Consider the following 24,089-nt stretch of genomic DNA (forward strand, 5'->3'; position numbering starts at 1 on the left):
AACTAATTAACGATTTACAACTTAACAACAGGTTATAATCTTCATCAATCGACACTCTTTTGTAATAAAAACTTCATACCTACAATTTTAGTAGATGCTTAATCGGAGTTGAATTAACGCCTAATTGGCTTCTAAAAGATGCCCTTTTGAACCCTTACTAACGCCCTTTTGCACCCTTACTAAGCACCTTTTAAAACACACACTCACAACAACCTGATAACAAAACATTTACAAGAACGCTTAAAACGCATATTTTTTGAGGTTTTTCTTGCCTTATCTTCCATTGTTTTGTAAAGATAATTGATAACTAAACTTAAAACCTTAAACTTTGACGTTTAAACTGTCCCCCAAACGGTAACCATAATTATGAATTTTGAATTATGAATTAACAACTCGCAGTTTCATACAGCTTGAGCACTATTTCATCAGCAGGGAGAAAAAAGATGAGAGTAAGTAGAAGATTAAAACTAACTTTGCAATGAGGTTATTAAAACAGTATCAAAACATGACCATTAAAGTACATGACAACATGATATATTTAACTCAAACAAAGATGAAGAAAAACAAACAAAGGAAAAAGCAAATCATTCTTTCCACCACCGCTATCATTGCTATACTCGGAGCGATAATTGCATTGTGCAATATTATTGTTGATAAGAATGCAAAAGGAAGAACATTCAATGATATCAATGATGTTCCCACTATGCAGACAGCCTTACTGCTCGGTACTAACCCAAAGGCAAGGGGAGGGAAAAGACCGAGTTCCTTCTATATGGCACGTATCAAGGCGACTGTAGAACTTTACAAACATGGGAAGTTCAAACAACTTATTATCAGTGGAGACAAGCGCGAAGGATATGACGAACCACAAACAATGCGCCACGACCTTATAGTAAGAGGTGTGCCTGATAGTATCATCACAATGGACGGACAAGGCTATCGCACCCTACTCTCTATGAGAAATATTAAGCAACACTTTGGAGTAAATGATATGATTATCATCTCACAGAAGTGGCACAATGAACGTAGCATCTTTTTAGCAGACAAGATGAATATTAAAGCTGTGGGATATAATGCTGATGACGTACGACATCCAAGGGCGATATGGACACATATAAGGGAGTTGCTGGCAAGAGTTAAACTCTTTATTGACTTGTATATTACACATCGAAAAGACTTCTGTGAGTAGCCATTCTAAACCATTGAATGACTGACAGAAATAGATTTTCTATACAAAGCAACAAGAGTATAGCTTTTTATTACTAAATTTGCAGTACTATAACAATTTGTTGACAATAAGTAGTGAAACAGCTGTTAATCATACAAAACGGAAGCACAGAAATGATGCGACTGGCGTTTGACGAGATTCTTTATATCCGGTCAGACGGCAACTACTGTGTGATGACGCTTTCAAATGGTGAGGAGATACAGTTATGGATGAACCTCAAAGCCATTACAGAACTCATTGATCAACAGATGAGACAGCAAGAAATTGTATTCGTAAGGGTGGGTAAACAATACGTTCTCAACCTTCACTATATCAGTAGAATTGACACGAAGAAGGACCAGCTGAGCCTGTGGAGAAAAGAACTATCACAAAAGATAGTACTCGACTCTATCTCCCATAAAGCGCTGCAGCTCCTTGAAGAGGGTTTAAAACAAAAACAGAATGAGCTATAGTGACGACGATATTCAGTTCTTAGGAGGTACGGAGTTCAAGCCTTCTCAGCTAACAGACAAGCAGCAACTAACATCTCGAAGGTGGTGGGTAGGACTTATAGTGCTTGCTTTCATCGTCCTTTCTACAGCAACTTTCTACTTCTGGCAGAAAGCAAATAGCAGTACCCTCGCTTTTGATTACCCACTAAGTCGCACTTCAAATGAAATTATTCGCGACTTGGAAAAAATGCCGACAGATTCTCTACAAGGTGTGACAATGAAAATAGACTCACTCTATGGAGTAAGTATGAGACTATACGAACTGCATGGACTCACACCTACCCTATCTCGCACTGCCCCTTCTGACAGCGACTCTACCGTCTGCCTCGTCACACATGGTTGGGACTTCTATTGGGATGAAAACCATCAGTACAAATACATTGGCGACTTTATCTATCATGGTAAGGAGTATGCCAGCAACCATAACAAGGCTGGTTTTGTAGCTATTGTTGGCGACAAGTGGCAAATAGGTATCGGTCAAGATGATTCCATAAAGGAGTATGTCAAAGCCCACAATGGAAGTCTATTCCGCCAATTTGCCCTCGTATCGGCAGGACAAATATGCGAGGAGCAGTTTGCCTTAAAGGGAAAAGTGACACGCTGTGCATTAGCACGTAAGGCAGGCTCTACAATGATTTGGTATGTTGAGACAATCCATAAAGAATCCCTCTACGACTTTGCACAAGCCCTTGCCGACTATGGTTTTACCGATGCCATTTATCTGACAGGTGGAAACAACGGCAACACCTTCTATCGCACACCAACAGATAGTATTTGTGGAGTGGCTGATTGGAAGGGATATTCAGATAACCTGTTGATATTTAAGAAAACAAAATAGAAACAAGTTAATAGGAATATCAAATAAAAGAATAAAAGACTCATTTGTACGTAAATATATTGAAGAGAGTATGACAAACTTTAGTTCTTAAGACAAAATATATATTTTAGTTTGAATAAGATGTTTATATCTTGTTATTTTTGTATATTTGCACTATTTTTTAAAAGCATTTAATCAATGAATAAGGTTATACGTAACTATTCAGCGATAAGATGTATAAACTACTGTTGATTATCAACAAGTTACATTAATAGATACATACAAGTTCTGGTAAAGAATGTCATTTCGAGCCTTTTTGCCACAATGTTACGTTTATAAGTTCTTGATATTCAACGTTCATTATCGCTGAAGAGTTATTTTGTTTGTAATTAAAATATAAATAATATGGAAATTATCTCATTAAGAGGTCCCCAAAATAGTGGGAAAACAACAACACTAACGATTGTGCATGATAAGCTATTGGAACAAAGCTCTCAAAATTCTAACAGTTATTTTAAAGAAATATCCAATGGTGATTTTCTTGATGTCATAGAATACAACGGAAGAAAAGTTGGTATTGTTACACAGGGAGATTATTCAAGAGGAGAATGCTCTATAAAGAATCATCTCGAAGAATTAAAGGATTTGGGATGCGATGTGGCTATTTGTGCTTGTACAATTGGTTACGGCAAAGACAGTATTCAAGCTGCTATCAATGCTTATCCTATGCACGATTACATTGAAAAGAAATGGGTTGACGATGCCACACTATACAACACAGCCAATCATGAAGATGCGAATAAGATAATGGCACTACTTAACCTTCAAAAAGTTTTGTTTGTCTTATTGAATGAGTACACAGATTGGGAAGGTGCTTTTCTCTCTACAGCCCTTCATGTTGGCGTAATACCAGGTAGTGAAATCAAGTACAGAGTGCATACAGTTGCTCCGACATTAGATGCAGTCTGTTCCATTGGTGGATTCAAAACATTGCCCAACTATTCTTTTGAGAATATGCCCAAAGACTATGCAGCCTTAGTGCTTATCGGTGGCAATCAATGGGATTCTCCTGAAGCAGAACTTGTTGAGCCATTGGTACAAGAAGCATTGAATAATGGCAAACCCGTAGGAGCTATATGCAACGGAGCATCATTTCTGTGTGCTCATGGCTTCTTGAACAACGTAAAACATACGGGTAATGGTCTCGACCAACTTAAACAATGGAGTGGTGAAAGATACACGAACGAAACAGGATATGTGAACGCACAGGCTGTAAGTGATAAAAATATCGTTACAGCAAATATTACTGGTCACTTGGAGTTCACTCGTGAAATGCTCTTACTTCTGAAAGCCAATACTCCTAAAAAGATTGCAGATTGGTATGACTTTTATAAGAATGGATTTGTAAAACAGTAGTAATACTAACAAATAAAATTGATTAGGAGAGGGTGTATCAAAATGTATATACCAATTTGATAATCTTACAGTTTGAAACAATTCATTAAAAATGACCATTTCTGTACTCGATTTTGAGTAAAGAAATGGTCTTTTCTTTGTTTTAGGAAAAACTACTTATAGTTTGAAAGTTGTCAAGTTATTAATTTGCATTTTGACACACGCTCTTTCTATATAACTTGTTGTAATAAGTCTGAGAATGATATTCTAATCTCTTAAGCGATAAAGTCCAATTTCAGAGATAGTTGGCACTGCACGCACCTCACTGATAATAAGGCGTACCTCCTTAGCAGTTTCAACAGGGAACTTCAGCAAACGCTTATGACCAACGGTTGTACCCTCAGTTACTTTCTTCCAATTGCCCTTGGCATCCTTCACCTCAAGTGAGAACTTCTCTACACGCTGTCCCTTACGGATATCCTCTTGCACAGAAAGAACATTGAAGGTAGCTGGCTTCTTCAGCTTGAACAGGAAGACAGCCTTACCATCCTTCATCTTTGGACGTACAGATGTGTCATAATTATCGTCAATAACATTGCGACCCTTACCCTCTGAAAGCACACAAGTAACCTTAGCCTTCGCCAAAAGATTATCAGTAAAGGTTGTTGCATACAACTGGCGGAAACCACGAAGACTTCTTATATCAGCCTCAGAGAGTTTACCTTCCTTATTAGGAGGAAGATTCAAGAGGAGTACACCATTCATTCCAACAGATGTGAAATAGATATCCATCAGTTCCTTAGGCGACTTCACCTTGCTATCCTGATCCTCATGATAGAACCATCCCGGACGGATAGATACGTCAATCTCAGCTGGATACCAAATAAGTGACTTTGCCTTTTCAATCTTCTTACGACTACCAAGGTCTTGCCCCATCATATCACCAACAGGTGCAGTCAGTACTTCCTTCTGTGAGTTCTTTGCAATAGCATCCTGATCAAGATTGTCCTTTGGCACAACACTCCATTCCATCTCACGACCACGGCCAGTCTCTGTACCAACCCAACGAACATCAGGTCCCATGACAGCTATCACTGCCTCTGGCTGTAACTTACGAATAAGCTCATACCAACGTACGAAGTCATACACCTGCTTCTTACCATTTGGTCCTTCACCACAAGCACCATCAAACCACACTTCACTTACCTTACCATATTGTGTAAGCAATTCTGTCAACTGTTTAACAAAGAAGTCGTTATAAGCTTCAGTTCCATAAAGGTCTGAATTACGATCCCAAGGAGAGAGATAGACACCAAAGTCCATACCATACTTCTTGCAGGCATCGCTCACCTCACGTACAACATCACCTTTACCCTTCTTCCATGGAGAGTTCTTAACACTATGTTCTGTATAAGCCGATGGCCACAAACAGAAACCATCATGGTGCTTACAAGTAAGGACAGCACACTTAAAGCCTGCTGCCTTCAACTCACGTATCCACTGATCAGCATCAAGGTCAGTAGGATTAAAGATAGCTGGTGACTCCTTACCATCGCCCCACTCTCTACCAGTATAGGTGTTTATACCATAATGCAAGAAAGCAGTAAGTTCCTGACGCTGCCAATTAAACTGACGAGCAGAAGGAACGACATTTGCTGCCTTACGAACAATTTCCGCAGGAGAATCTGTCGGATTGATTATTACAACGTTCTGCTCCTGAGCATGAAGCGTTGGAAGAACTACCGGCGAGAATAATAAGCTTGTACAAGCTATCGTTGCCTTAAAAAAATGGGAATAAGAATTCAGCCACATAATTATTAGGTAATGATTTATAAATGTAATTTTAATATTCTACGGCAAATTTAAATATTTTCGTCGAGAAAACCAAATACGTTCACAATAAAACACATTTATAAGCGTTATATGTACAATAGTATGAATTCAGAGAAGTGCGGTTTTCAAAGTAAGAGATTCACTGCATTGGTAAATTAAAGTTAAATAAAACCTTTTTGATAAGTAAAAACCTCTCTTTAACTGTTACTTTCTTTAGAAATCCTATATAAAGAAAATGAGTCTAAACCCTAAGAACCTAAAAGAGGAAAACAAGATGCTGCATAGTCCAGCAACATGGGTTCCTACACTTTATTTTGCCATGGGTATGCCCTTCGTCGTACTCAATATGGTTTGTACACTAATGTATAAAGGAATGGGAGTATCTGACAAGCAGATAGCCTTTTGGACCTCTCTCATCATGCTTCCTTGGACTTTGAAGCCTTTATGGAGTCCGTTCTTAGAGATTTATAAGACAAAGAAATTCTTTGTTGTATTGACACAGCTGCTTACAGGTGTGCTTTTTGCCTTAGTAGCCTTTGCCCTTCATCTTCCTTTCTTCTTCCCCGTCACAATAGCGATACTTGCTGTTATTGCGCTGAGTGGTGCTACGCATGATATAGCAGCAGACGGAACCTATATGTCTGTGCTCTCAAACGAAGAGCAAGCACGATGGATTGGTTGGCAAGGAGCATTCTATAACATTGCAAAGATTGCTGCGACTGGAGGATTAGTCTACCTTGCAGGTACGTTTATTGAACATTTCGGCGTAACAAAGGCATGGATGTTTATCATGCTTATTATCGCTACAATCATGTTAGTGATAGGCTGTTACCACATCATTATACTCCCAAATCCAAAGAAGACTACAACTGATTCTCCTAAAACATTAAAAGAATCGTTAGGTGAACTTGTTGAGGTATTTATCGACTTTTTCAAGAAGAAACACATAGTATATTATATCTTCTTCATCATCCTCTATCGCTTTGCTGAAGGGTTTGTAATGAAGATTGTTCCTCTCTTCCTCAAGGCATCACGTGCCGACCAAGGTTTAGGATTGAGTGAACAAGAGATTGGACTTTGCTATGGTACCTTTGGTGCTGCAGCCTTTGTCATCGGTTCAATCCTTGCAGGCTATTACATTGCATGGAGAGGACTACAAAAGAGTCTCTTCTCACTTGCATTGGTATTCAATATCCCATTCATAGCTTATACATTCTTAGCTATCTATCAGCCAGAGAGCCTTTGGTTGATTGGTGGTGCTATCGTAATGGAATACTTCGGCTATGGCTTCGGCTTTGTTGGACTCTCCCTCTTTATGATGCAACAGATTGCACCAGGTAAACACCAGATGGCACACTACGCTTTCGCAAGTGGTATCATGAACCTGGGTGTAATGTTACCCGGTATGTTGAGTGGTGTTTTCAGCGATTTCTTGGGGTATCGCCAGTTCTTTATCTTCGTATTGGTATGTACTATTCCAGCACTGTTGGTTACATGGTTTGTCCCATTCACCTATACAGATGATACGAAGACAGAAAAACTTGAAGCATAAGAAAAGAATTTTATAACATAATAAACCAAAACATAATAATTAAAACCAAAGATTATGAGATTAATCATAGAACCTAACTACGAAAAGTTGTCTAAATGGGCAGCAAACTACGTTATTGAGCGTATTAATGCTGCTAAGAATCAAGACAAGCCTTTTGTACTCGGTTTGCCAACTGGTTCTTCACCAGAGGGCATGTATGCTGAGTTGGTAAAGGCATATAAAGAAGGTAAGGTAAGCTTTAAGAATGTTGTTACATTCAACATGGATGAGTATGTTGGTTTGCCAGAGAGTCACCCACAGAGCTATCACAGCTTTATGGCTGAGAATCTCTTTAACCACATCGACTGCCCAAAGGAGAACATTCATATCTTGAATGGTAATGCAGAGAACCTCGAAGCTGAGTGCCAGCATTATGAGGAGATGATTCGTGAGGCAGGTGGTATCGACCTCTTCTTGGGTGGTATCGGCCCTGATGGTCACATTGCTTTCAACGAGCCAGGCTCATCTCTCCGTTCACGCACTCGTATCAAGACATTGACTTCAGATACACGTATTGCAAACTCACGTTTCTTTGACAATGATCCTAACAAGGTTCCAGTACATGCACTGACAGTAGGTGTTGGTACAGTAATGGATGCAAAGGAAGTGTTGATTCTTGTAAATGGTCACAACAAGGCAGAAGCTTTGCGTGCTGTTGTTGAAGGTCCGCTCACACAGAAGTGGACTATCAGTGCTTTACAGATGCACGAGCATGGTATCATCGTTTGTGATGAAAGTGCAACAGACAAGCTAACAGTAGAAACATACAAATACTTTAAAGACATAGAAAAGGAGAACTTGTAATGAAACTGAATTTAAGTTCACAGATTGTACTCAATCAAATACCTGAGGAGTTTTATCGTCCTGCAACAGCTATTGAACGCTCTGAGATAACACGTTTTGAGAAGGTTCCTACCGATATCTTCCCAACAATTGAAGAAGGAGCTATCGACATTGCCAACCACCTTGAGGCAGACATCAAGAAGAGAGAACAAGAAGGAAGAAAGTATGTTATGGGCGTAGGCTCTGGTTCTTCCCTCACTCCTATCTTCCAGGAACTTATCAAGCGTCATCAAGCTGGTAAGTTGAGTTTCAAGAATGTTGTTGTATTCAACGCATACGAGTATTTCCCACTGAGCGAGGAAAACGTAAATCGTGGTATCAATCAGCTCAAAGAGCGTTTCTTGAATCATATTGATATTGATGTAGAGAACATCTTTACGCCAGATGGTACTATTGCTCAGAATGATGTACAGGAGCATTGCCGTCAGTACGAGCAGCATATTAAGGAATTAGGTGGTCTTGATGTTATCCTTTTAGGTATTGGCCGTATGGGTAATATCGCTACCAACGAGCCAGGTTCAAGCATTACCTCTGCTTCACGTCTTATCTTGATTGACGAGACATCACGTGAGGAGATGAAGATGAGCTTCGGTTCTCAGGAGTCTGTTCCTCCATGTTCTATCACTATGGGTGTTAGCACAATCCTTTCTGCACGTAAGATATTCCTTACTGCATGGGGTGAAGAGAAGGCTAACATTATCAAGAAGACCGTTGAGGGTAAAGTAAGTGATGCTATTCCAGCATCTTTCTTGCAAACACATAACGATGCGCATGTTGTTATTGACCTCTCTGCAGCCGCTAAGTTGACACGTATTCAGCATCCTTGGCTCGTTGCTTCATGCAAATGGACAGATAAGTTAGTACGCTCTGCACTTGTTTGGCTTTGCCAGATTACAGGTAAGCCACTTCTCAAGTTGACCAACAAGGACTACAATGAGAATGGTCTTAGCGAACTCCTTGCACTCTATGGTTCTGCATACAATGCAAATATCAAGATCTTCAATGATCTCCAGCATACAATTACAGGTTGGCCAGGTGGTAAACCAGATGCTGACGACACCTATCGTCCAGAACGTGCTAATCCATTCCCAAAGAGAGTGATTGTATTCTCTCCACACCCTGACGATGATGTTATCTCAATGGGTGGTACACTTCGTCGTTTGGTACAGCAGGGACATGACGTTCACGTAGCTTACGAGACATCAGGTAACATCGCTGTAGGTGATGAGGAAGTTGTACGTTTCATGCACTTCATCAACGGCTTTAATCAGCTCTTTGCTAATGAGCAAGATGAGGTTATCAAGTCTAAGTACAAAGAGATTAAGGAGTTCTTGAAGAACAAGAAGGAAGGAGACATCGACTCACAGGATATCCGTACCATCAAGGGACTTATCCGTCGTGGCGAGGCACGTACTGCTTCAACCTTTAATCAGATTCCTCTCGACCATGTTCACTTCCTCGATCTTCCTTTCTATGAGTCTGGTAAGATTGAGAAGCTCCCAATGGGCGAAGCTGATGTGAACATTGTAAGAGAACTCATTACAAAGGTTAAGCCACATCAGATTTATGTAGCTGGCGACTTGGCTGACCCACATGGTACTCACCGTAAGTGTACAGATGCTGTTTTGGCTGCTATCGACCTCGAGAAGGAAGCTAAGTCTGAATGGTTGAAGGATTGTCGCGTATGGATGTATCGTGGTGCTTGGGCAGAATGGGAAATTGAGAACATCGAAATGTGTGTTCCTATCAGTCCTGAAGAGCTACGTGCAAAGCGTAACTCTATCCTCAAACACCAGAGTCAGATGGAAAGTGCTCCATTCCTTGGCAACGACGAACGTCTTTTCTGGCAGCGTTCAGAAGACCGCAATCGTGGTACTGCTAAGCTTTATGATGACTTAGGTTTGGCTTGCTACGAGGCAATGGAAGCATTTGTTGAATACAAGTTTTAGTACTTATAAGACAAACAAGAATTAATGTATAAGAAGATCTTATTAACTGTTTCCCTCTGCGCCTCACTCTTACAGGTAGGTGCAATGGGAACAGAGAAGAGCAATAATATCAAGAACGATGATGGTTTTACCACCATCGTTTTTGATAGAGCAAACAGCCCTGTTCCTTATCGTATCCCAGCTATTACCGAGACACGTAAGGGAACACTGTTAGCAGCTTGCGACTTCCGCCTTAGTCATACCGACGTGGGATGGAACAACAGAAATGGTTTGTGGCAGATTAACATTGTTATGCGAACGAGTAAGGACTTTGGTAAGACTTGGTCTGATACTGTTTGCGTAGCACGCGGTAACGAACATGCAGCTGACCCAATTCGTACTGCTTTCGGTGACCCAAGTATCATTGCTGACCGCACGTCAGATAATGTATTACTTCACTGTGTAGCAGGTAAGAGTGCTTATCAGACTGCAACCCGTCAGAACCCACAGCACGCTTACTTCTTCCACAGTACTGATGGTGGTAAGACATGGGACAATGGAACAGACCTTACCGAGATGATTCACGGTCTATACGATGGAAAGCTGCCTAATGGTGGCAACCCAGATGGTATTTTCCTCACATCAGGTAAGATTATGCAGAGCCGTTACATCCGTAATGGCAAGTTCTATCGCCTTTACATCGCACATCCTATCCGTCAGAAAGGCGTTGACCGTTGCGGTACCTTTGTTATCTATTCTGACGACTTCGGTCGCACATGGCATGTCTTAGGTACTCCTTCAAAGGCTCCTTCTATTGCTCAGGACGAGTCAAAGGTTGAGGAGATGCCTGATGGTAGCGTATTACTGAGCTGCCGTGACGTTTACGGAGGCAGACGCTTTAATATCTTTACTTACAAAGATGCAGCGAAAGCTACAGGTAGCTGGGGCGAAGAGGTTATGCCACAGAATATGACTGGCAAGCAGGTAAATGCCTGCAACGGTGGTATTCTGATTGTTCCTGCAAAGCGAATTGCTGACGGCAAGAAGCTTTTTGTAGCCCTTCAGTCAGTACCACTCAGCGCACGTCGCGACAGTGTAGGTTTCTTCTATAAGGAGTTAGCAGCTTACGCTGACTATTCTACAGCAAAGGCATTGGGTAGCAACTGGAAGAAAGGTCTGCGTGTAACAGACGAGTCTTCATGCTATTCAACAATGGTACTTATGAAGAACCAGCGTATCGGCTTCCTCTATGAGGTTCGCGGACAGAATGACGGCTATGACATTGAGTTCAAGAGTCTGTCATTGAAGGCGATTACTAATGGAGAATATGACATTCTTCCTTACGTTGATCGTTCTAAGTACGTGGTTGATGCAGCTAAGGCACATCAGACCAAAGCACCACTTGCTGTAAAAAAAAAAGCAAGTGAAAAGAAAGAAATAACAGCCTGGAAAGGCGAACGTATCGGACTTGAGTTCCCATTGCCAGAAGTGGTAAAGGGCAACTTGAAATTAACTATGAGCTGTAGCAATCGACTCCTGTCGACTGCTACAGCTCATTTTCTTTCTGCCGTTATCACCGATGACTTCCAAAACTGTGGTAATCATCCCGACTCCTTACAGACATGGCTCATGCCCGACATCATTGGCGATGATAGCATAAAGGCTGATGATTCTATGTATGGCAAGTCTGCATGGTGCACAATTGAGATTCCTCAAAACATTAAGGCAGGTAGCTACAAATTAAACTTACTGCTACAACAAGACGGTAAGATAGTCAGCACCATCCCATTCACAATAAAAGTGCTTAATCGCAAGCTCACCCTCTCTGACAACTTCCATCTCAACTTCTGGCAACAACCCTACGCTGTTAGTAGATATTATGGTGTAGCTCCTTGGAGTCAAGCACACCTTGACATCCTCCGGCCATACATGCAGTTGCTTGCACGTGCAGGACAACACAATGCATCAGCCATTCTCTTCTACGAACCTTGGGGCGTACAGAGCAATGACAAGTTCGATGCGATGATTGAAACGACACGAAAGGCAGACGGAACATGGTCGTATGATTATACTGCCTTCGACCGTTGGATTTCATTCCTCGACTCTTGTGGAATCAATGGAGATATCAATTGTTTTTCAATGGTGCCTTGGGACATGACTTTCACCTATTATGATGAAGCCTCGAAAAGCTATAAGGAACTTAAAACGACAACTAATAGCAAAGAGTACAGCGACTTATGGATTCCATTCTTACGTTCCTTTGCTGCCCACCAGAAGGAGAAAGGTTGGTTTGACAGAACAGTCATAGCAATGGACGAACGCGCCCTCGATGCTATGCAAGACGCCTACCAAATTGCGCAGGAGGCAGCACCGGGTATCAAGATGTCATTAGCAGGAAACTACCACAAAGAACTTGTCGATAAAATCTATGACTATTGCATTGCTTGGAAGCAACAATTCACACAAGAAGACCTTGCTTTGAGAAAATCAAAAGGTTGGATTAGCACCTCCTATACCGCCTGTCCCAATGCCATGCCAAATGTTGGCAGCAACAACGAGCCGATAGAAGCAACCTACCTCCCACTCTATTGTATTGCTAATGGCTTCAATGGTTTCCTCCGCTGGGCATGGATGAACTGGACTGATAACCCAATGTATGACAGTCGCTTTAAGTTGTTCACACCGGGAGACACCTACATCGTATATCCAGGAATGCACTCAAGCCGCCGGTTTGAACATATAATAAGAGGTGTACAAAACGTTACAAAGATTGAGATATTACGCAAGGAGTACAAGCAAAAAAGAAATCAGAAAGCTTTACAGATGTTAGAAGACGCTCTCTCTCAGTTCAAAAATCCAACACCAAACGAGGCTGAATTGAAATCAAGCATAAATAAGATTGAGTTACTGCTCAACAAATAAACATTATAGGGAAAGGTCTTTCAAAACCCGAAGTGATTAAGCCAAAACAAATTAAGGAGGTATTACACAATACTACTATTATATTACGATGAAATTCTTTTCCTGTCATTTATAACAACTCAAGTAAGCCGATTATAAATTTACAAATTTACAGCATACATGAGATGATAAAAAAGACAGGAAACGCATTTTTAATGGAATTACCCTATCATCGTCATATTGAGAAACTGAATTAGAATTATTCACAAATGGTTATATCCTACACAATAAAAGAAAAAATATTCCTTTCAATCTAATAAATAACATCAAATGGACAAAAAGAGAGAGCATCTTACAACAAAAAAAACTATTTAAATTGCTCATATGTAGGAACTTTTATATCTTTGTAGCAAATAAACAACTTATAAAAATCAAATGGAAGACAAATTAGTTTCTAAACACATATTGGATGCAAGCCAATATGAAGGGAAAGGAAAATGGAAAGGAGTTATACAAGGATGGGTTGTATTCCTAATTATTTATGGCATTACACGCATACCAAACGTACAGCAAGCTATGTTAGACTTTGCTAATTCGATGAAAGGCGTAGCTTGGCTCTCATCTGGAGTAAACTTTATTATTCATGGTCTCTGGATAATTGCAATTCTTTTAGTAATAGGAACGCTGATAAAATGGAAAGAGAAACAGCCCTTCATGGAGTTACAAATCTATGAGGATGGAATCGGCTTTGTAACAATGTTTGGTAAATTGGAACGTGTAGAGCACAATAAAGTTTATTTCCACTACGGGAAATATCAAAAAAGCATTTTCATAGATTGTGCCGTATTGGGTATATCAGCCCATAACATTCCATGGGAGTACTTCTCACAGGCTGACGTTCTACACAAGAATCTTGAACGCTATGCGAACTGGGATATGCATAAGTATCAAAAGAATTAACCTACATTTCAACATTCACAAATGGAGATAAACACATATTACATAATGGCTGCACTTGTTATCTTGTGCGGAATCATAGCAATAGTCATAGGGGTATGGTACAATATCAACTACGGAAAGTTTACACCAAAGATTGAGATCTTTTCAGATGGAACTGGTCGTATGCTTTTCCTTGGTGTCTCTGAACGCTGCAAGAAGCAGATGGTTCGTTTCAACGCAGAGTATCAAGTTGGACAAATCATCAATTATCAAGGACAGAAATATGTCATAGAAGAAATCAAGCCTATTACTACAATAGACGTCAAATATCTTGGTCCACGCCATGGTCTTGCTGCGTACTTGAAAAGAGCATAACCCTTAACAAGTAAAAATCGAGTAGAAAGAAAACTAAACCTTTCCTTTCTACTCGATTATTATTTTTAATCTACACGTTTATAGTTCTTTTATTGGGTCTTCAGGATTTTGGAGTGATAAGGTTTGTCACTTAAGGTTAGGTTTCTTACAAAATGTCACACAGAGAAAAGGAGAAGACGGAGAATTATTTAACCCCAATCGGTCATTAGACCACAATATGTATAATTCTTATTACTATGGTATTGTTTCCTAACATCTTTTTTTTCTTATCGGTATCTTGTATGTCTTTGTAACTTGACGTAGCCCACTACGTCTGCATTACAAAGTCAAACAATCTGCTCGATAATAAAACAAAATATGTTTAGCCTCTAATGACCGATTTGGGTTAAAAAAAGCAATGGAAGTCACGGAGGTACCGTCGGTGCATAGAGCAACGGAGCCTATTTATCAATGCTATTAGCAATTTATATACAAAGCGTTTACCTCAAAATAGTTATCAAGAATCTGTACGCTACACCTCCGTAGCTCTTTGTGCCGTCGGCACCTCCGTAACATTGCGTTTACCTCCGTCCCCTCCGTGACTCCGTGTGCCTATGATATAAGACTTTTAGTTTATCACTCCATATTTCGAAAGAGCTCTTTTATTTGTAAACAAAAAATCATCATAATAAAATAAAGAGATGATTAATTGGATTCGAAAAGACGCCCAATTGGCTTGCAAAAGATGCCCTTTTAAGGTCTTACTAACGCCCTTTTGAAGTCCAATTAAGCACCTTTACAAATACACTCTTATAACTATCTGACTATATGATGATTACAAGAGTGACTAAAACTGTCATTTTGAGTATAAGAACAGCATCTCAAAGCGCAGATTTTTGTAAACAAATTTCCGCCAAACTATTGCTAAAATGAACACAAAAAGACAATCTATCTCTGCCACCACATTTGTGTTGCGTAATCATCAGGACCACCTAAAAGTTCGACAGCCTTGTCGTAATTACTGCGATTATTAATCTGTTGATTCTTATCAAAAGGTATTCTATTAGGCGTCAACAACGTATAACCATTTGTTGCCTGTGGTACAGAGAAGATACGAGGATAACCCGTACGACGAATTTCGTTCCATGCTTCCTGTCCATTTGGGAACAAAGCAATCCACTTCTGCGTAATCAAACGCTCCATTTTCTCATCCATAGGCGCATTGTCGTCCCATTTTATGGTGATCGTAGAAGCCTTTGCAGCCGCTCCACCAAAGCCACCTAAGGCATCTGCATAGTTAGCTTCTGTCGAGGTGTCATCCAACAAATAGTTTACAACACCATCTGCTCCCCATTGATTGAAAGACAATGTTACGCCTCGTTCATAATACTCCTTGGCAGTACCACCACCCATATTCCAACCACGCAAGACGCCTTCCGCCTTACAAAATGCCATTTCCGATGCAGTGAGCCATAAACTTGGTGTCGTTTCTTGCACATTGACTGTTGAATAAAGACGCTTAGCAACAATGTTACTCCCTATCGCTGCTCCAGCCCGACAGCCAATATATTTACGCTGCCCTGCCGTCATAGGCTGTAGGAAATACATACTCATTCGTGGATCTTTATAGCCAGTCATATAGCTTTCAATGTCAGCACAGATACGACTGTCGCCCCATGAAACAGCAGTTGTCCACAAACCCGACTTATTATAACGAATAGCACAATTGTCCTCATTCCCTTCTATGACACCATCTCTCACCGCTTGTTCAGCTAAAGAACGTGCCAACGTTGGTTCTACATTACTGATACGCACAGCAATGCGCAATTTAAGCGAATTAGCAAACTTACGCCACTTATTGAAGTCACCCTTATATACGAGGTCGTATGGTGCAAAGACTATCATTTCCTTAGCCAGTTGCGTGTCAGATGAGATATAAGTAGTAGCCTCATTTAAGTCCTTTATCAGCTGTAAATAGATATCTCTCTGAGATGTATAAACCTCCGTATTATCTGCATTCATACTGAGTGGGAAAGATCCATAGATATCTGTAAAGCGAAGGAAAGCCTGTGCACGCAGAATCAATGCCCACGCATAAGAAATATTCTTCTTACCATTCAGTTTGACAACCTCATCAAATGCAGATACCATAGGAGGAGCATAAGAAGCAGGCCAAGCACACCAAGCATTGCTTGCATTAAAGAGTGTATGATTCTTTGGTAATTCCTTGGTGTAGGTGGTATAACGCCCAAGATAATTACCAACGAAGTCTATCATTGTTTGATAAGCATTCTCCTGCTCTGGAAAAGCTACCCCCTGCATCTGAATCAAAAATGAACCGACAGCGTAGTTATCGCGCTTCAACTCCTCTGGCGATAGCTTACTGCCTGGTCGGTTAATATCAACGAATTCACCCGTACAGGAAGAAAAGACTGTCAGCAGACAGAAGAAGAAAAACAGTTTCTTTCTACTCAACTTCATAATCTTAGAGTTTTACGTTGATACTAAAGCCCAATGAGCGTTGACTGGGCTGCATGAAATAATCAAATCCTTGATAATAAATATCGGTTGAGGAAGTTGCCTCGGGGTCGAAAGGTGCCTTACAATATAGCATCAAGAGATTTCTTGCTGTCAAAGCCACAGACACCTTTGCACCACGAATCAGTTTATCGAAGGTATAACCCAAATAAAGCTCTTTGATTCGGGCGTTAGTAGCACTGTAGACATACTCATCCCAAATCGGAGTTTCTCCTCCGACAACTGTATAATACTTCTCCGTAGAAACCAACTGATTGCCAACTGAGACACCACCGTTATTTCTCAGTTCTGCAGTCTTCTTAGAAACGCCATACGAATCCATAAAAGCTTGCGTCTGTGACACGCAGACACCACCTAAACGGGCTGTTATCAACATTCCAAGTTCTATTCCCTTCCATGAGAAATTATTGCTCAAACCAAGTTGCGCCTTAGGTAAAACAGAACCAACTAACTTAGGTGAAGCTAACTCCATCTGCATCACCTGCCCATCGGTATTGAGCAAAACATTCCCTTGTGCATCACGCTTAAAATCGGTGAATGTATAGAGATCCCCCATCGTACCACCTTGCATCAATATCACCTCACAACCATTCAGACCTCCTTGACGCAATGTCTCGTTAGGATTATCAAGTAATCTAACAACCCGGTTACGGTTTGTACTATAAGTCATATTGGTTGACCAACGAAGATTACTCCACTTCTTGTTATAGCCAATGCTCAATTCTAAACCTCGATTCTGCACATCTCCTGCTTGAATATACTCACGATTAAACGCCCCACCAAGTGTAATAGAACGAAGGAAGGTTTGATTCTTCGTGTCAGATTGGTACAACGTGAACTTTACAGACATAGCTTCTTTAAACAGATGTGCCGTCATTCCTGCTTCCCAAGAGTTCGTGCGCTCTGGATAGAAGTTGTCTGGAAACTTATAAGTAACCGTATGGTAAGTACCAGTAGAAGGAATATACTCATAACGCCAAGCAGAGGAAATATTAGGAGAAATGGCAGAACCCACTGATGCCCATGAGGTACGGAACTTCAAGAAGTCAATGAACTTCGGCAATTTGAGCATCTTTGAGAGAATAGCCGACATACCCACAGAAGGATAGAAGAAGGACTGTTGGGCTGTATTACTAAGTGAAGAGTCCCAGTCGTTACGCCCTGTCACTGTCAGATAAACACGTTCTTGCCAGCCTAACTCCACACTCCCAAGTACGGAATGAATTGCATGACGCGTGATATCAAAGATTGGACGGTTATCTCCCGACACTCTATTATAATCTATTCCATTAGGAGTAAAGATATTTGAAGGCGCTTTTAAACCTCCTTGAAAGCCTGACACGTCATAGGATGTATGTGAGAAAGCAGTACCAACGTTTGCTACCAGCGAGAGAGTACCACACCGTTTAGTAACGTCAGCCATAACATCTGCATAGAAAGAACGGTCATTTATCTTGCAATAACTATAATATCCATAAGGCGAATGAGCGAAAATATCAAGCGTTGAAGCGTATCGTTTGTCTTCCAATCTATTAACAGCTTCATCCCAACGAAGTCTTCCTTCAAGGGCAAACCAATTCGTAAGATGATACTTCACACCAAGGTCTGTAAGGTATCTGTTACGCTTTGTTGTCTTCAACATACGGTTCGTAACCCAATAAGGGTTTTGCATCTTCAAGTCGTCTCCATAGCTCCAATTCTGCAAATTGATATTGCGTGCTACGTCATAAGACTCAAACTCCTTAATAGCATCAAAACTTTCTCCACGTGGAAAGAGATAGACAGAAGTCAGTGGATTAAAGTATTGTCCCTGTGCCAACATATTCTTATCATTTTCTCTGACAAACTTAAAAGAAAAAGTAAGCCTTAGCTTGTCCTGTAATGCCGAGAATACATTCTTAAATGTGAGATTATAACGTTCAAAATCATTGTTCGGAATGATACCACGCACAGTAGACGAACCCAAAGAAAGATAGACTTGATTGCGCTCTGTACCTGACATCACTGTCGCATTATTCGTAAAGTTGACTCCTGTACGGAAGAAATCCTTTGGAGTGTAACCACCAGTACCCGACGTATTCTTCGTTCCCCATGACTTCATCTCATTGGTACGATTGCCGTATTCATTCTGGAAATCAGGTAAGACGAAGGGAGAAAGGAACTGTGTACTTGTAGAAAACTCCACCAATGTCTTCCCCACTCGACCCGATTTTGTCTTAATCATCACAGCCCCCTGCGCTGCGGCTGATCCATAGAGGGCTGCTGCAGCAGCACCACTAAGCACCGACACACTCTCAATATCATCAGGATTAATATCTGAAATACCCTCTGCACCAGGCTGTATCGAATAGATGCCCCCCTTCACATCATCATTACTACGATTGTTAATAGGAATACCATCGACCACATAAAGCGGTTGATTGCTCTGCGCTAAAGACTTCGGACCACGCATTACCACACGTGCTGCACCCCCCATTCCTGCTGCAGACTCATTAACAGAGATACCAGCCATCCTACCCGCCAAGGCATTAGCAATGTTAGTTGTCTTCACCTTGTTCAACTCGTCACCATCCATCTGCTTGACATTATAGTTCAAAGCCGTACCCGAACGGCTGATACCCAAAGCTGTTACAAAGACTGCCTCTAACTCATAGGGACTCTCCTTCAACACAAACAACTGATTATTTCTATTCTCTATACGCTTTTCTATCGCATCAAAACCGATACAAGAAATAATCAAAATAGGGTTAGGTGTTTCTGATTTTAGGACAAATTTACCCTCTAAATCAGACATCGCACGTACCTTAGAACTACCCTTTACCATGATGGTTGCACCAATAAGCGGATTACCCTCTACATCTTGCACCTGCCCATTAAAGGTATAGAGCGTTGGCGCAACAGGCTCCTCTCTCTTACGTTGTTGGTAAGCAGCTTCCGTACTATTCGTATATCTATTTTTTATAGCTGGTTTCTCCTTCTTCAGATAGATAATATTATCGATGATTTTATAAGTTATCCCCGTATTTTCAAAGAGTCTATTCAAGACAAAATCAATCGGTAAATTACTTATAGAAACAGCATTAACCTTCTGTTTCCCAAGCGCATCATCATAGAAAAAACGATACTTAGTTTTCGACTTAATTCGTTGTATAACAGTCTTTAAATCAGTTTGGTTTGTTGTTAGTGATACCTGTGCAGAAACACTATGTACACCTATCATCAAAAGAAAGGCACACATAAACGTTCTGAGGGAAAGTAATACTTTCAGACGACCATCTATCACCATGGAATCAGTTTAAATAGTATTATTCTTACAATACACTAACAAAACATTGAGTTTACATACACAAAGATAGTCAATTATCTTTATTTAATAAAGATGCCTCATACCCATTTCACATAAATTAACCCCTTCATTCCTCTTTACAAGTATAAAAAGTGTATCTTTGTTCATAAATATTGAAATTCTCCTGCTAACAACATTGCAAAAAATAAAGTTGTAGATAGGATAGAACCATAGTAAGCAGGATTAAAGAATAAACAATGACATTACCAGAACAAAGGTTCCGACAGATATTTAGGGCATTATATCCCTCCCTCTCCTTCTATGCTACTCGTCTTGTACAAGACGATGAGGCAGAGGATATCGTACAGGAAGCTTTCATGGAGTTATGGAAACGAAAAGAAGACATTGAAGACGAGAGCCATATCAAGGCTTTCCTCTATCGTATTGTCTATACTCGTGCGCTCAATATCATTAAGCACCGCACCGTTGTCAATAACCATGCTGACAGCGTGAAGAAAGTAACTCAGTTCAAGTTAGACTATTATGACCCAGAGGCTAACGACGTAATGGGCTACATAGAAGGACTGGAAACAAGAAAGCAAATCAACGATGCCATCAGCGAACTTCCTGCTAAATGTCGTGAAGTTTTCATACTGAGTTATCAGCACGATAAGAAAAACAAGGAGATTGCAGAGCAGTTAGGAATCTCGATTCGCACTGTTGAGGTACATTTATACAAGGCTTTGAAGACTTTAAGAACAAGGTTAAAGCGACATACTTAAGGACTTTTCAAAGAAAAAGTATGTGGCAAGAAATTTATAGTGGTTATAAGTGGCATCTCTTAAAAGTTTAAACACAAAAAATAGACCTTATACTCCAAACCTCAAAACACCAAGCTTTGTCCTAATTTTTCACATATTGCTTTTATAAAGACCACAAAATGGCTTGCAATTAACGCCCTTTAGGCTTGCAAAAGGTGCCCTTTTGAGCTCTTACTAACGCCCTTTTGAAGTCCAATTAACCACCTTTTAAAATCCTTATTTACAACTATCTGATAGTAAACAACTTACAAATGCACTAAAATAAATCACTTTTATGCCATTTTTCTACCTTTTCTTCGAATATTTTGTCAATATATTTCCTTGCTTTTTTGAGATAAATCCCCCACGGAGATATGAGGCTAATAGTGCTTTTATTTAAAGACACGTAGCCCACAGAGGCATCGATGGTGTAAGAAGTAAAGGAATATAACAACAATATTTATTGAGAAGAATACACCATCAACCCTTAGTTAGCAATGTAAACACATTATATAATCTGATGATATATCAATCTTTATAACATTTTTTATTAATTCCTATTACGTAAAAAGACGAATTAGGTTGTTATAAGAAATGAGTAGCAGGAAAACTGCTGACTAAAATATTAAAATACAATACGCCTCAGTTGAAACAAAACAGAATGAGTGAAATAAATAACAAGACCATTAAAGACTATCTTATTGGCAAAGCAACAGCCAAGGAGATGGAGCAGCTGGCTGAATGGCTGGCAGTCTCGGAGGAAAACCAAAAGGAATTCTTCGAGATGGAGTTGGCTTTCCATTTAGGAAAGAACAACTCGTTTGCTACATCTAAGAAAATTGAAGAAGCAGAGACTAAACTATTTGACCAAATCACTGAATACGAAGAACAGAACAGAAATAAGAATAAACTTTATTTTCTCCGCTATGCTGCAGCAATTATTGTTGCCGTATTACTGATTGGAGGAGGACTCTTTGCCTATCTTCACCAGTCTGCAGAAACGATTACTATTGCAGCGATGAACGAGGTAAAGAAAGTCGTTTTACCTGATAATTCTACCGTATGGCTCAACAAGGGAGCTACAATTAGTTATGCAGATAACTTTGAGGGCGACGAGCGTAAGGTAAACTTAAAGGGCGAAGCATTGTTCCACGTAACAAAGAACGCTGCAAAACCATTCATTGTAAACAGTGATGGAGCATCAGCAAAGGTATTGGGAACAACCTTCAACTTTAAAGATCAAGCTACTGATGGAAAAGAAGTTATCAGTTTGATAGAAGGTAGATTGGAAGTAACAGGACTGAACGGAGAAGGAAAGGTTGTCCTTCATCCTAACCAAAAGGCTACTGTCAGCAAGGATTCCAAGACCATTAAGACAGAAAACAGTTATGCACTTGCCGACGCTGTATGGCGTGACGACATAATCCCATTTAACAATATGCGAATCAATGAGATTGCCAAAATCCTTGAGCAGCTCTACGATTACAAGATTATTGTTGACGCTAAGTTAGACCACACAAAAACTTACACAGGTGTAATCAAGAGAAACAAGGATATAAGAAATGTCTTAGACGGACTTTCTTATACCATCTCTTTCCACTACACCATCCACGACAAAGAGATAACCCTCTCAGAATAAGTTTCTGAGAGAGCTATCTTTTTGCCACGAAACGGCTAAATCAGTTTCTTAAATTTTGGAAAAGCTATAAAATGAGAAGAGACTATATAACTCGTTTCTAACGACAACTCAACTCTACTTCAATAACAAATTAAAATGTTATTAGCGGTCAGCACCATTGGTGCTTACCATCCGCACGACATGTGTTAGGCATCAACACATCGGTTGAAGATAAAGAGAAAGGGGCATTATGGTCGTTATAATGAAGATAGTAAGACGCTAATAGCTTTCCAAGATGAGAAAGATTTAATCAAACGACACTATAAAAAGAATTATTTACGTGAGAAAGTAATATCTATTCTCACGTAAATAATTCAATAATAGGATTTCTAAAGGACGTGTGAACCAGTCAAAGCCCAATAAGCAAAAGCAAGAATTGCAAGCGTAATGATGATGCGGAAGATACAACCTGTTATCTTCTTAATCAGAATAAGACCGATAACTAATACGGCAAGGAGGGCTATAAAATATTGTAAGTTCTCCATTCAAGAATGCTTTATTTGAATAAATGTCTGAATACAGCAGGTATTGGTGTCTCAAACTCCATACGCTGGTGTGTAACAGGATGATGAAAACAGAGTACGTATGCATGTAGACAAAGACGATGAAGTGGGTCATCACCATTACCATACTTTATGTCACCGCAGACAGGATGCCCCATATCGGCTGAATGTACACGAATCTGATTCTTACGACCTGTCTCTAACTGATACTCAACAAGGCTGTGAGCTACCGTACGATCAAGCACATGAAAATGTGTAACGGCATATTTTCCACCATTATCCACTGGCGAGCTATAGGTTACGTATGACTTATTATCCTTTAGCCAATTGGCAATCGTACCTTCATCATGCTCCATCTCACCACTTACTACAGCTACATAACGACGATCATAAACGATATTATGCCAGTCATGCTCAAGTAACTGCTCCGTCTGTATGTCCTTAGCATAAATCATCAGTCCTGATGTATCACGGTCAAGTCGATGGACAACATGTGCCGTACACTTCTGCTTTGTCTTACGGAAATAATCGTCAAGAACAGTCTTCACATTCAATGAAGAATGGCCAGCAGCCATTGAAAGAATACCAATATTCTTTTCAATCACTACCAAAAATCTGTCTTCATAGACGATCTTCACATAGCGACTACGGAAGAGATCGTTCTTCTTGCTCTTGCTAACAGATATCTTGTCGCCAGCCTTCAGTGGATGGTCAAACTGTGTAACGCACTTACCATTCACCTTGATACCACGATTCTGTAGCGTTGCCTTAACCTTACTCTTACTCTCATTCAGGTTAGCCAACAACCATTCAAGCAATGGAGCGGGGGCCGTCACCTTATAATGCTTATATTTTTCTTCTGTATATGGGTTCTTTCTTATCATACTACAAAAGTACAAAGAAATAATGATTAAAACTATTACACACCTAATAAATCATCCGAATGGCCTACGACTGAGATAAA

General features: G+C 40.1%; 16 protein-coding genes and 2 pseudogenes. 13 read left to right on the forward strand and 5 right to left on the reverse strand.

Annotation, left to right across the window (positions count from 1 at the left end; translation table 11 throughout):
• The first annotated feature begins 553 nt into the window (after positions 1–553).
• The 4 genes from FIU21_RS01820 to FIU21_RS01835 all read left to right on the forward strand — a co-directional run bounded on the left by FIU21_RS01820 (position 554) and on the right by FIU21_RS01835 (position 3,952).
• Positions 554–1,189, forward strand: a complete 636-nt coding sequence (locus tag FIU21_RS01820) for a SanA/YdcF family protein (protein WP_004359609.1) — start codon at positions 554–556, stop codon at positions 1,187–1,189.
• A 113-nt stretch (positions 1,190–1,302) separates the two neighbouring features.
• Positions 1,303–1,680 (forward strand): LytTR family DNA-binding domain-containing protein, encoded by a 378-nt coding sequence (locus FIU21_RS01825; protein WP_004359610.1) that lies wholly within the window; start codon positions 1,303–1,305, stop codon positions 1,678–1,680.
• Positions 1,670–2,557: a hypothetical protein gene (locus FIU21_RS01830; RefSeq protein ID WP_004359611.1), complete on the forward strand. Its 888-nt coding sequence runs from the start codon at positions 1,670–1,672 to the stop codon at positions 2,555–2,557. The genes FIU21_RS01825 and FIU21_RS01830 overlap by 11 nt, the downstream gene beginning before the upstream one ends.
• 786 nt (positions 2,558–3,343) lie before the next feature.
• Complete coding sequence (locus FIU21_RS01835; RefSeq protein ID WP_036886029.1) at positions 3,344–3,952, forward strand: type 1 glutamine amidotransferase family protein; 609 nt, start codon at positions 3,344–3,346, stop codon at positions 3,950–3,952.
• Between the two features lie 246 nt (positions 3,953–4,198).
• On the opposite strand, the gene FIU21_RS01840 is transcribed toward FIU21_RS01835, so the two are convergent.
• Positions 4,199–5,743, reverse strand: coding sequence for an alpha-L-fucosidase (locus FIU21_RS01840; protein WP_004359613.1), 1,545 nt, complete (start codon positions 5,741–5,743; stop codon positions 4,199–4,201).
• A gap of 256 nt (positions 5,744–5,999) precedes the next feature.
• On the opposite strand from FIU21_RS01840, the gene FIU21_RS01845 reads away from it, so the two are divergent.
• The 7 genes and pseudogenes from FIU21_RS01845 to FIU21_RS01875 all read left to right on the forward strand — a co-directional run bounded on the left by FIU21_RS01845 (position 6,000) and on the right by FIU21_RS01875 (position 14,341).
• The gene (locus FIU21_RS01845) at positions 6,000–7,316 is read left to right on the forward strand and encodes an MFS transporter (protein WP_004359614.1); all 1,317 of its coding nucleotides are present in this window, start codon (positions 6,000–6,002) and stop codon (positions 7,314–7,316) included.
• Between the two features lie 54 nt (positions 7,317–7,370).
• Positions 7,371–8,159, forward strand: coding sequence for a glucosamine-6-phosphate deaminase (gene nagB / locus FIU21_RS01850; protein ID WP_004359615.1), 789 nt, complete (start codon positions 7,371–7,373; stop codon positions 8,157–8,159).
• On the forward strand, positions 8,159–10,147 hold the full coding sequence (locus FIU21_RS01855) for a glucosamine-6-phosphate deaminase (RefSeq protein WP_004359616.1): 1,989 nt from the start codon (positions 8,159–8,161) through the stop codon (positions 10,145–10,147). Before nagB ends, FIU21_RS01855 begins: the two co-directional genes overlap by 1 nt.
• A 24-nt stretch (positions 10,148–10,171) precedes the next feature.
• Positions 10,172–11,548 (forward strand): annotated as a pseudogene (locus tag FIU21_RS01860) (sialidase family protein); the annotation flags it as partial.
• Between the two features lie 42 nt (positions 11,549–11,590).
• Positions 11,591–13,048: pseudogene (locus FIU21_RS13440) on the forward strand (DUF4091 domain-containing protein); the annotation flags it as partial.
• A 414-nt stretch (positions 13,049–13,462) separates the two neighbouring features.
• A complete protein-coding gene (locus FIU21_RS01870; RefSeq protein ID WP_004359619.1) occupies positions 13,463–13,987 on the forward strand; it encodes a hypothetical protein in 525 nt (174 codons plus the stop codon).
• Positions 13,988–14,032: 45 nt separating this feature from the next.
• The gene (locus tag FIU21_RS01875) at positions 14,033–14,341 is read left to right on the forward strand and encodes a hypothetical protein (protein ID WP_004359620.1); all 309 of its coding nucleotides are present in this window, start codon (positions 14,033–14,035) and stop codon (positions 14,339–14,341) included.
• 927 nt (positions 14,342–15,268) lie between these two features.
• Here the strand turns inward: FIU21_RS01875 and FIU21_RS01880 are convergent.
• Together FIU21_RS01880 and FIU21_RS01885 are read right to left on the reverse strand one after the other, a co-directional pair.
• The gene (locus FIU21_RS01880) at positions 15,269–16,801 is read right to left on the reverse strand and encodes a RagB/SusD family nutrient uptake outer membrane protein (protein ID WP_004359621.1); all 1,533 of its coding nucleotides are present in this window, start codon (positions 16,799–16,801) and stop codon (positions 15,269–15,271) included.
• Between the two features lie 4 nt (positions 16,802–16,805).
• Positions 16,806–20,144 carry a SusC/RagA family TonB-linked outer membrane protein gene (locus tag FIU21_RS01885; protein ID WP_036885974.1) on the reverse strand — a complete coding sequence of 1,113 codons (3,339 nt, stop codon included), beginning with the start codon at positions 20,142–20,144 and terminating at the stop codon, positions 16,806–16,808.
• Positions 20,145–20,401: 257 nt separating this feature from the next.
• Between FIU21_RS01885 and FIU21_RS01890 the strand changes: the two genes are divergently transcribed.
• Both FIU21_RS01890 and FIU21_RS01895 read left to right on the forward strand, forming a co-directional pair.
• Positions 20,402–20,926 carry an RNA polymerase sigma-70 factor gene (locus FIU21_RS01890; RefSeq protein WP_004359623.1) on the forward strand — a complete coding sequence of 175 codons (525 nt, stop codon included), beginning with the start codon at positions 20,402–20,404 and terminating at the stop codon, positions 20,924–20,926.
• Positions 20,927–21,605: 679 nt separating this feature from the next.
• The gene (locus tag FIU21_RS01895) at positions 21,606–22,583 is read left to right on the forward strand and encodes a FecR family protein (RefSeq protein ID WP_036885976.1); all 978 of its coding nucleotides are present in this window, start codon (positions 21,606–21,608) and stop codon (positions 22,581–22,583) included.
• Between the two features lie 368 nt (positions 22,584–22,951).
• Here the strand turns inward: FIU21_RS01895 and FIU21_RS01900 are convergent, their stop codons facing one another.
• The gene (locus FIU21_RS01900) at positions 22,952–23,107 is read right to left on the reverse strand and encodes a hypothetical protein (RefSeq protein WP_004359625.1); all 156 of its coding nucleotides are present in this window, start codon (positions 23,105–23,107) and stop codon (positions 22,952–22,954) included.
• Positions 23,108–23,118: 11 nt separating this feature from the next.
• A complete protein-coding gene (locus tag FIU21_RS01905) occupies positions 23,119–24,009 on the reverse strand; it encodes an RluA family pseudouridine synthase (protein ID WP_004359626.1) in 891 nt (296 codons plus the stop codon).
• Between the last annotated feature and the right edge of the window lie 80 nt (positions 24,010–24,089).

It is taken from the genome of Prevotella melaninogenica, assembly GCF_013267595.1.
GTDB classification, from domain to species: domain Bacteria; phylum Bacteroidota; class Bacteroidia; order Bacteroidales; family Bacteroidaceae; genus Prevotella; species Prevotella melaninogenica_D.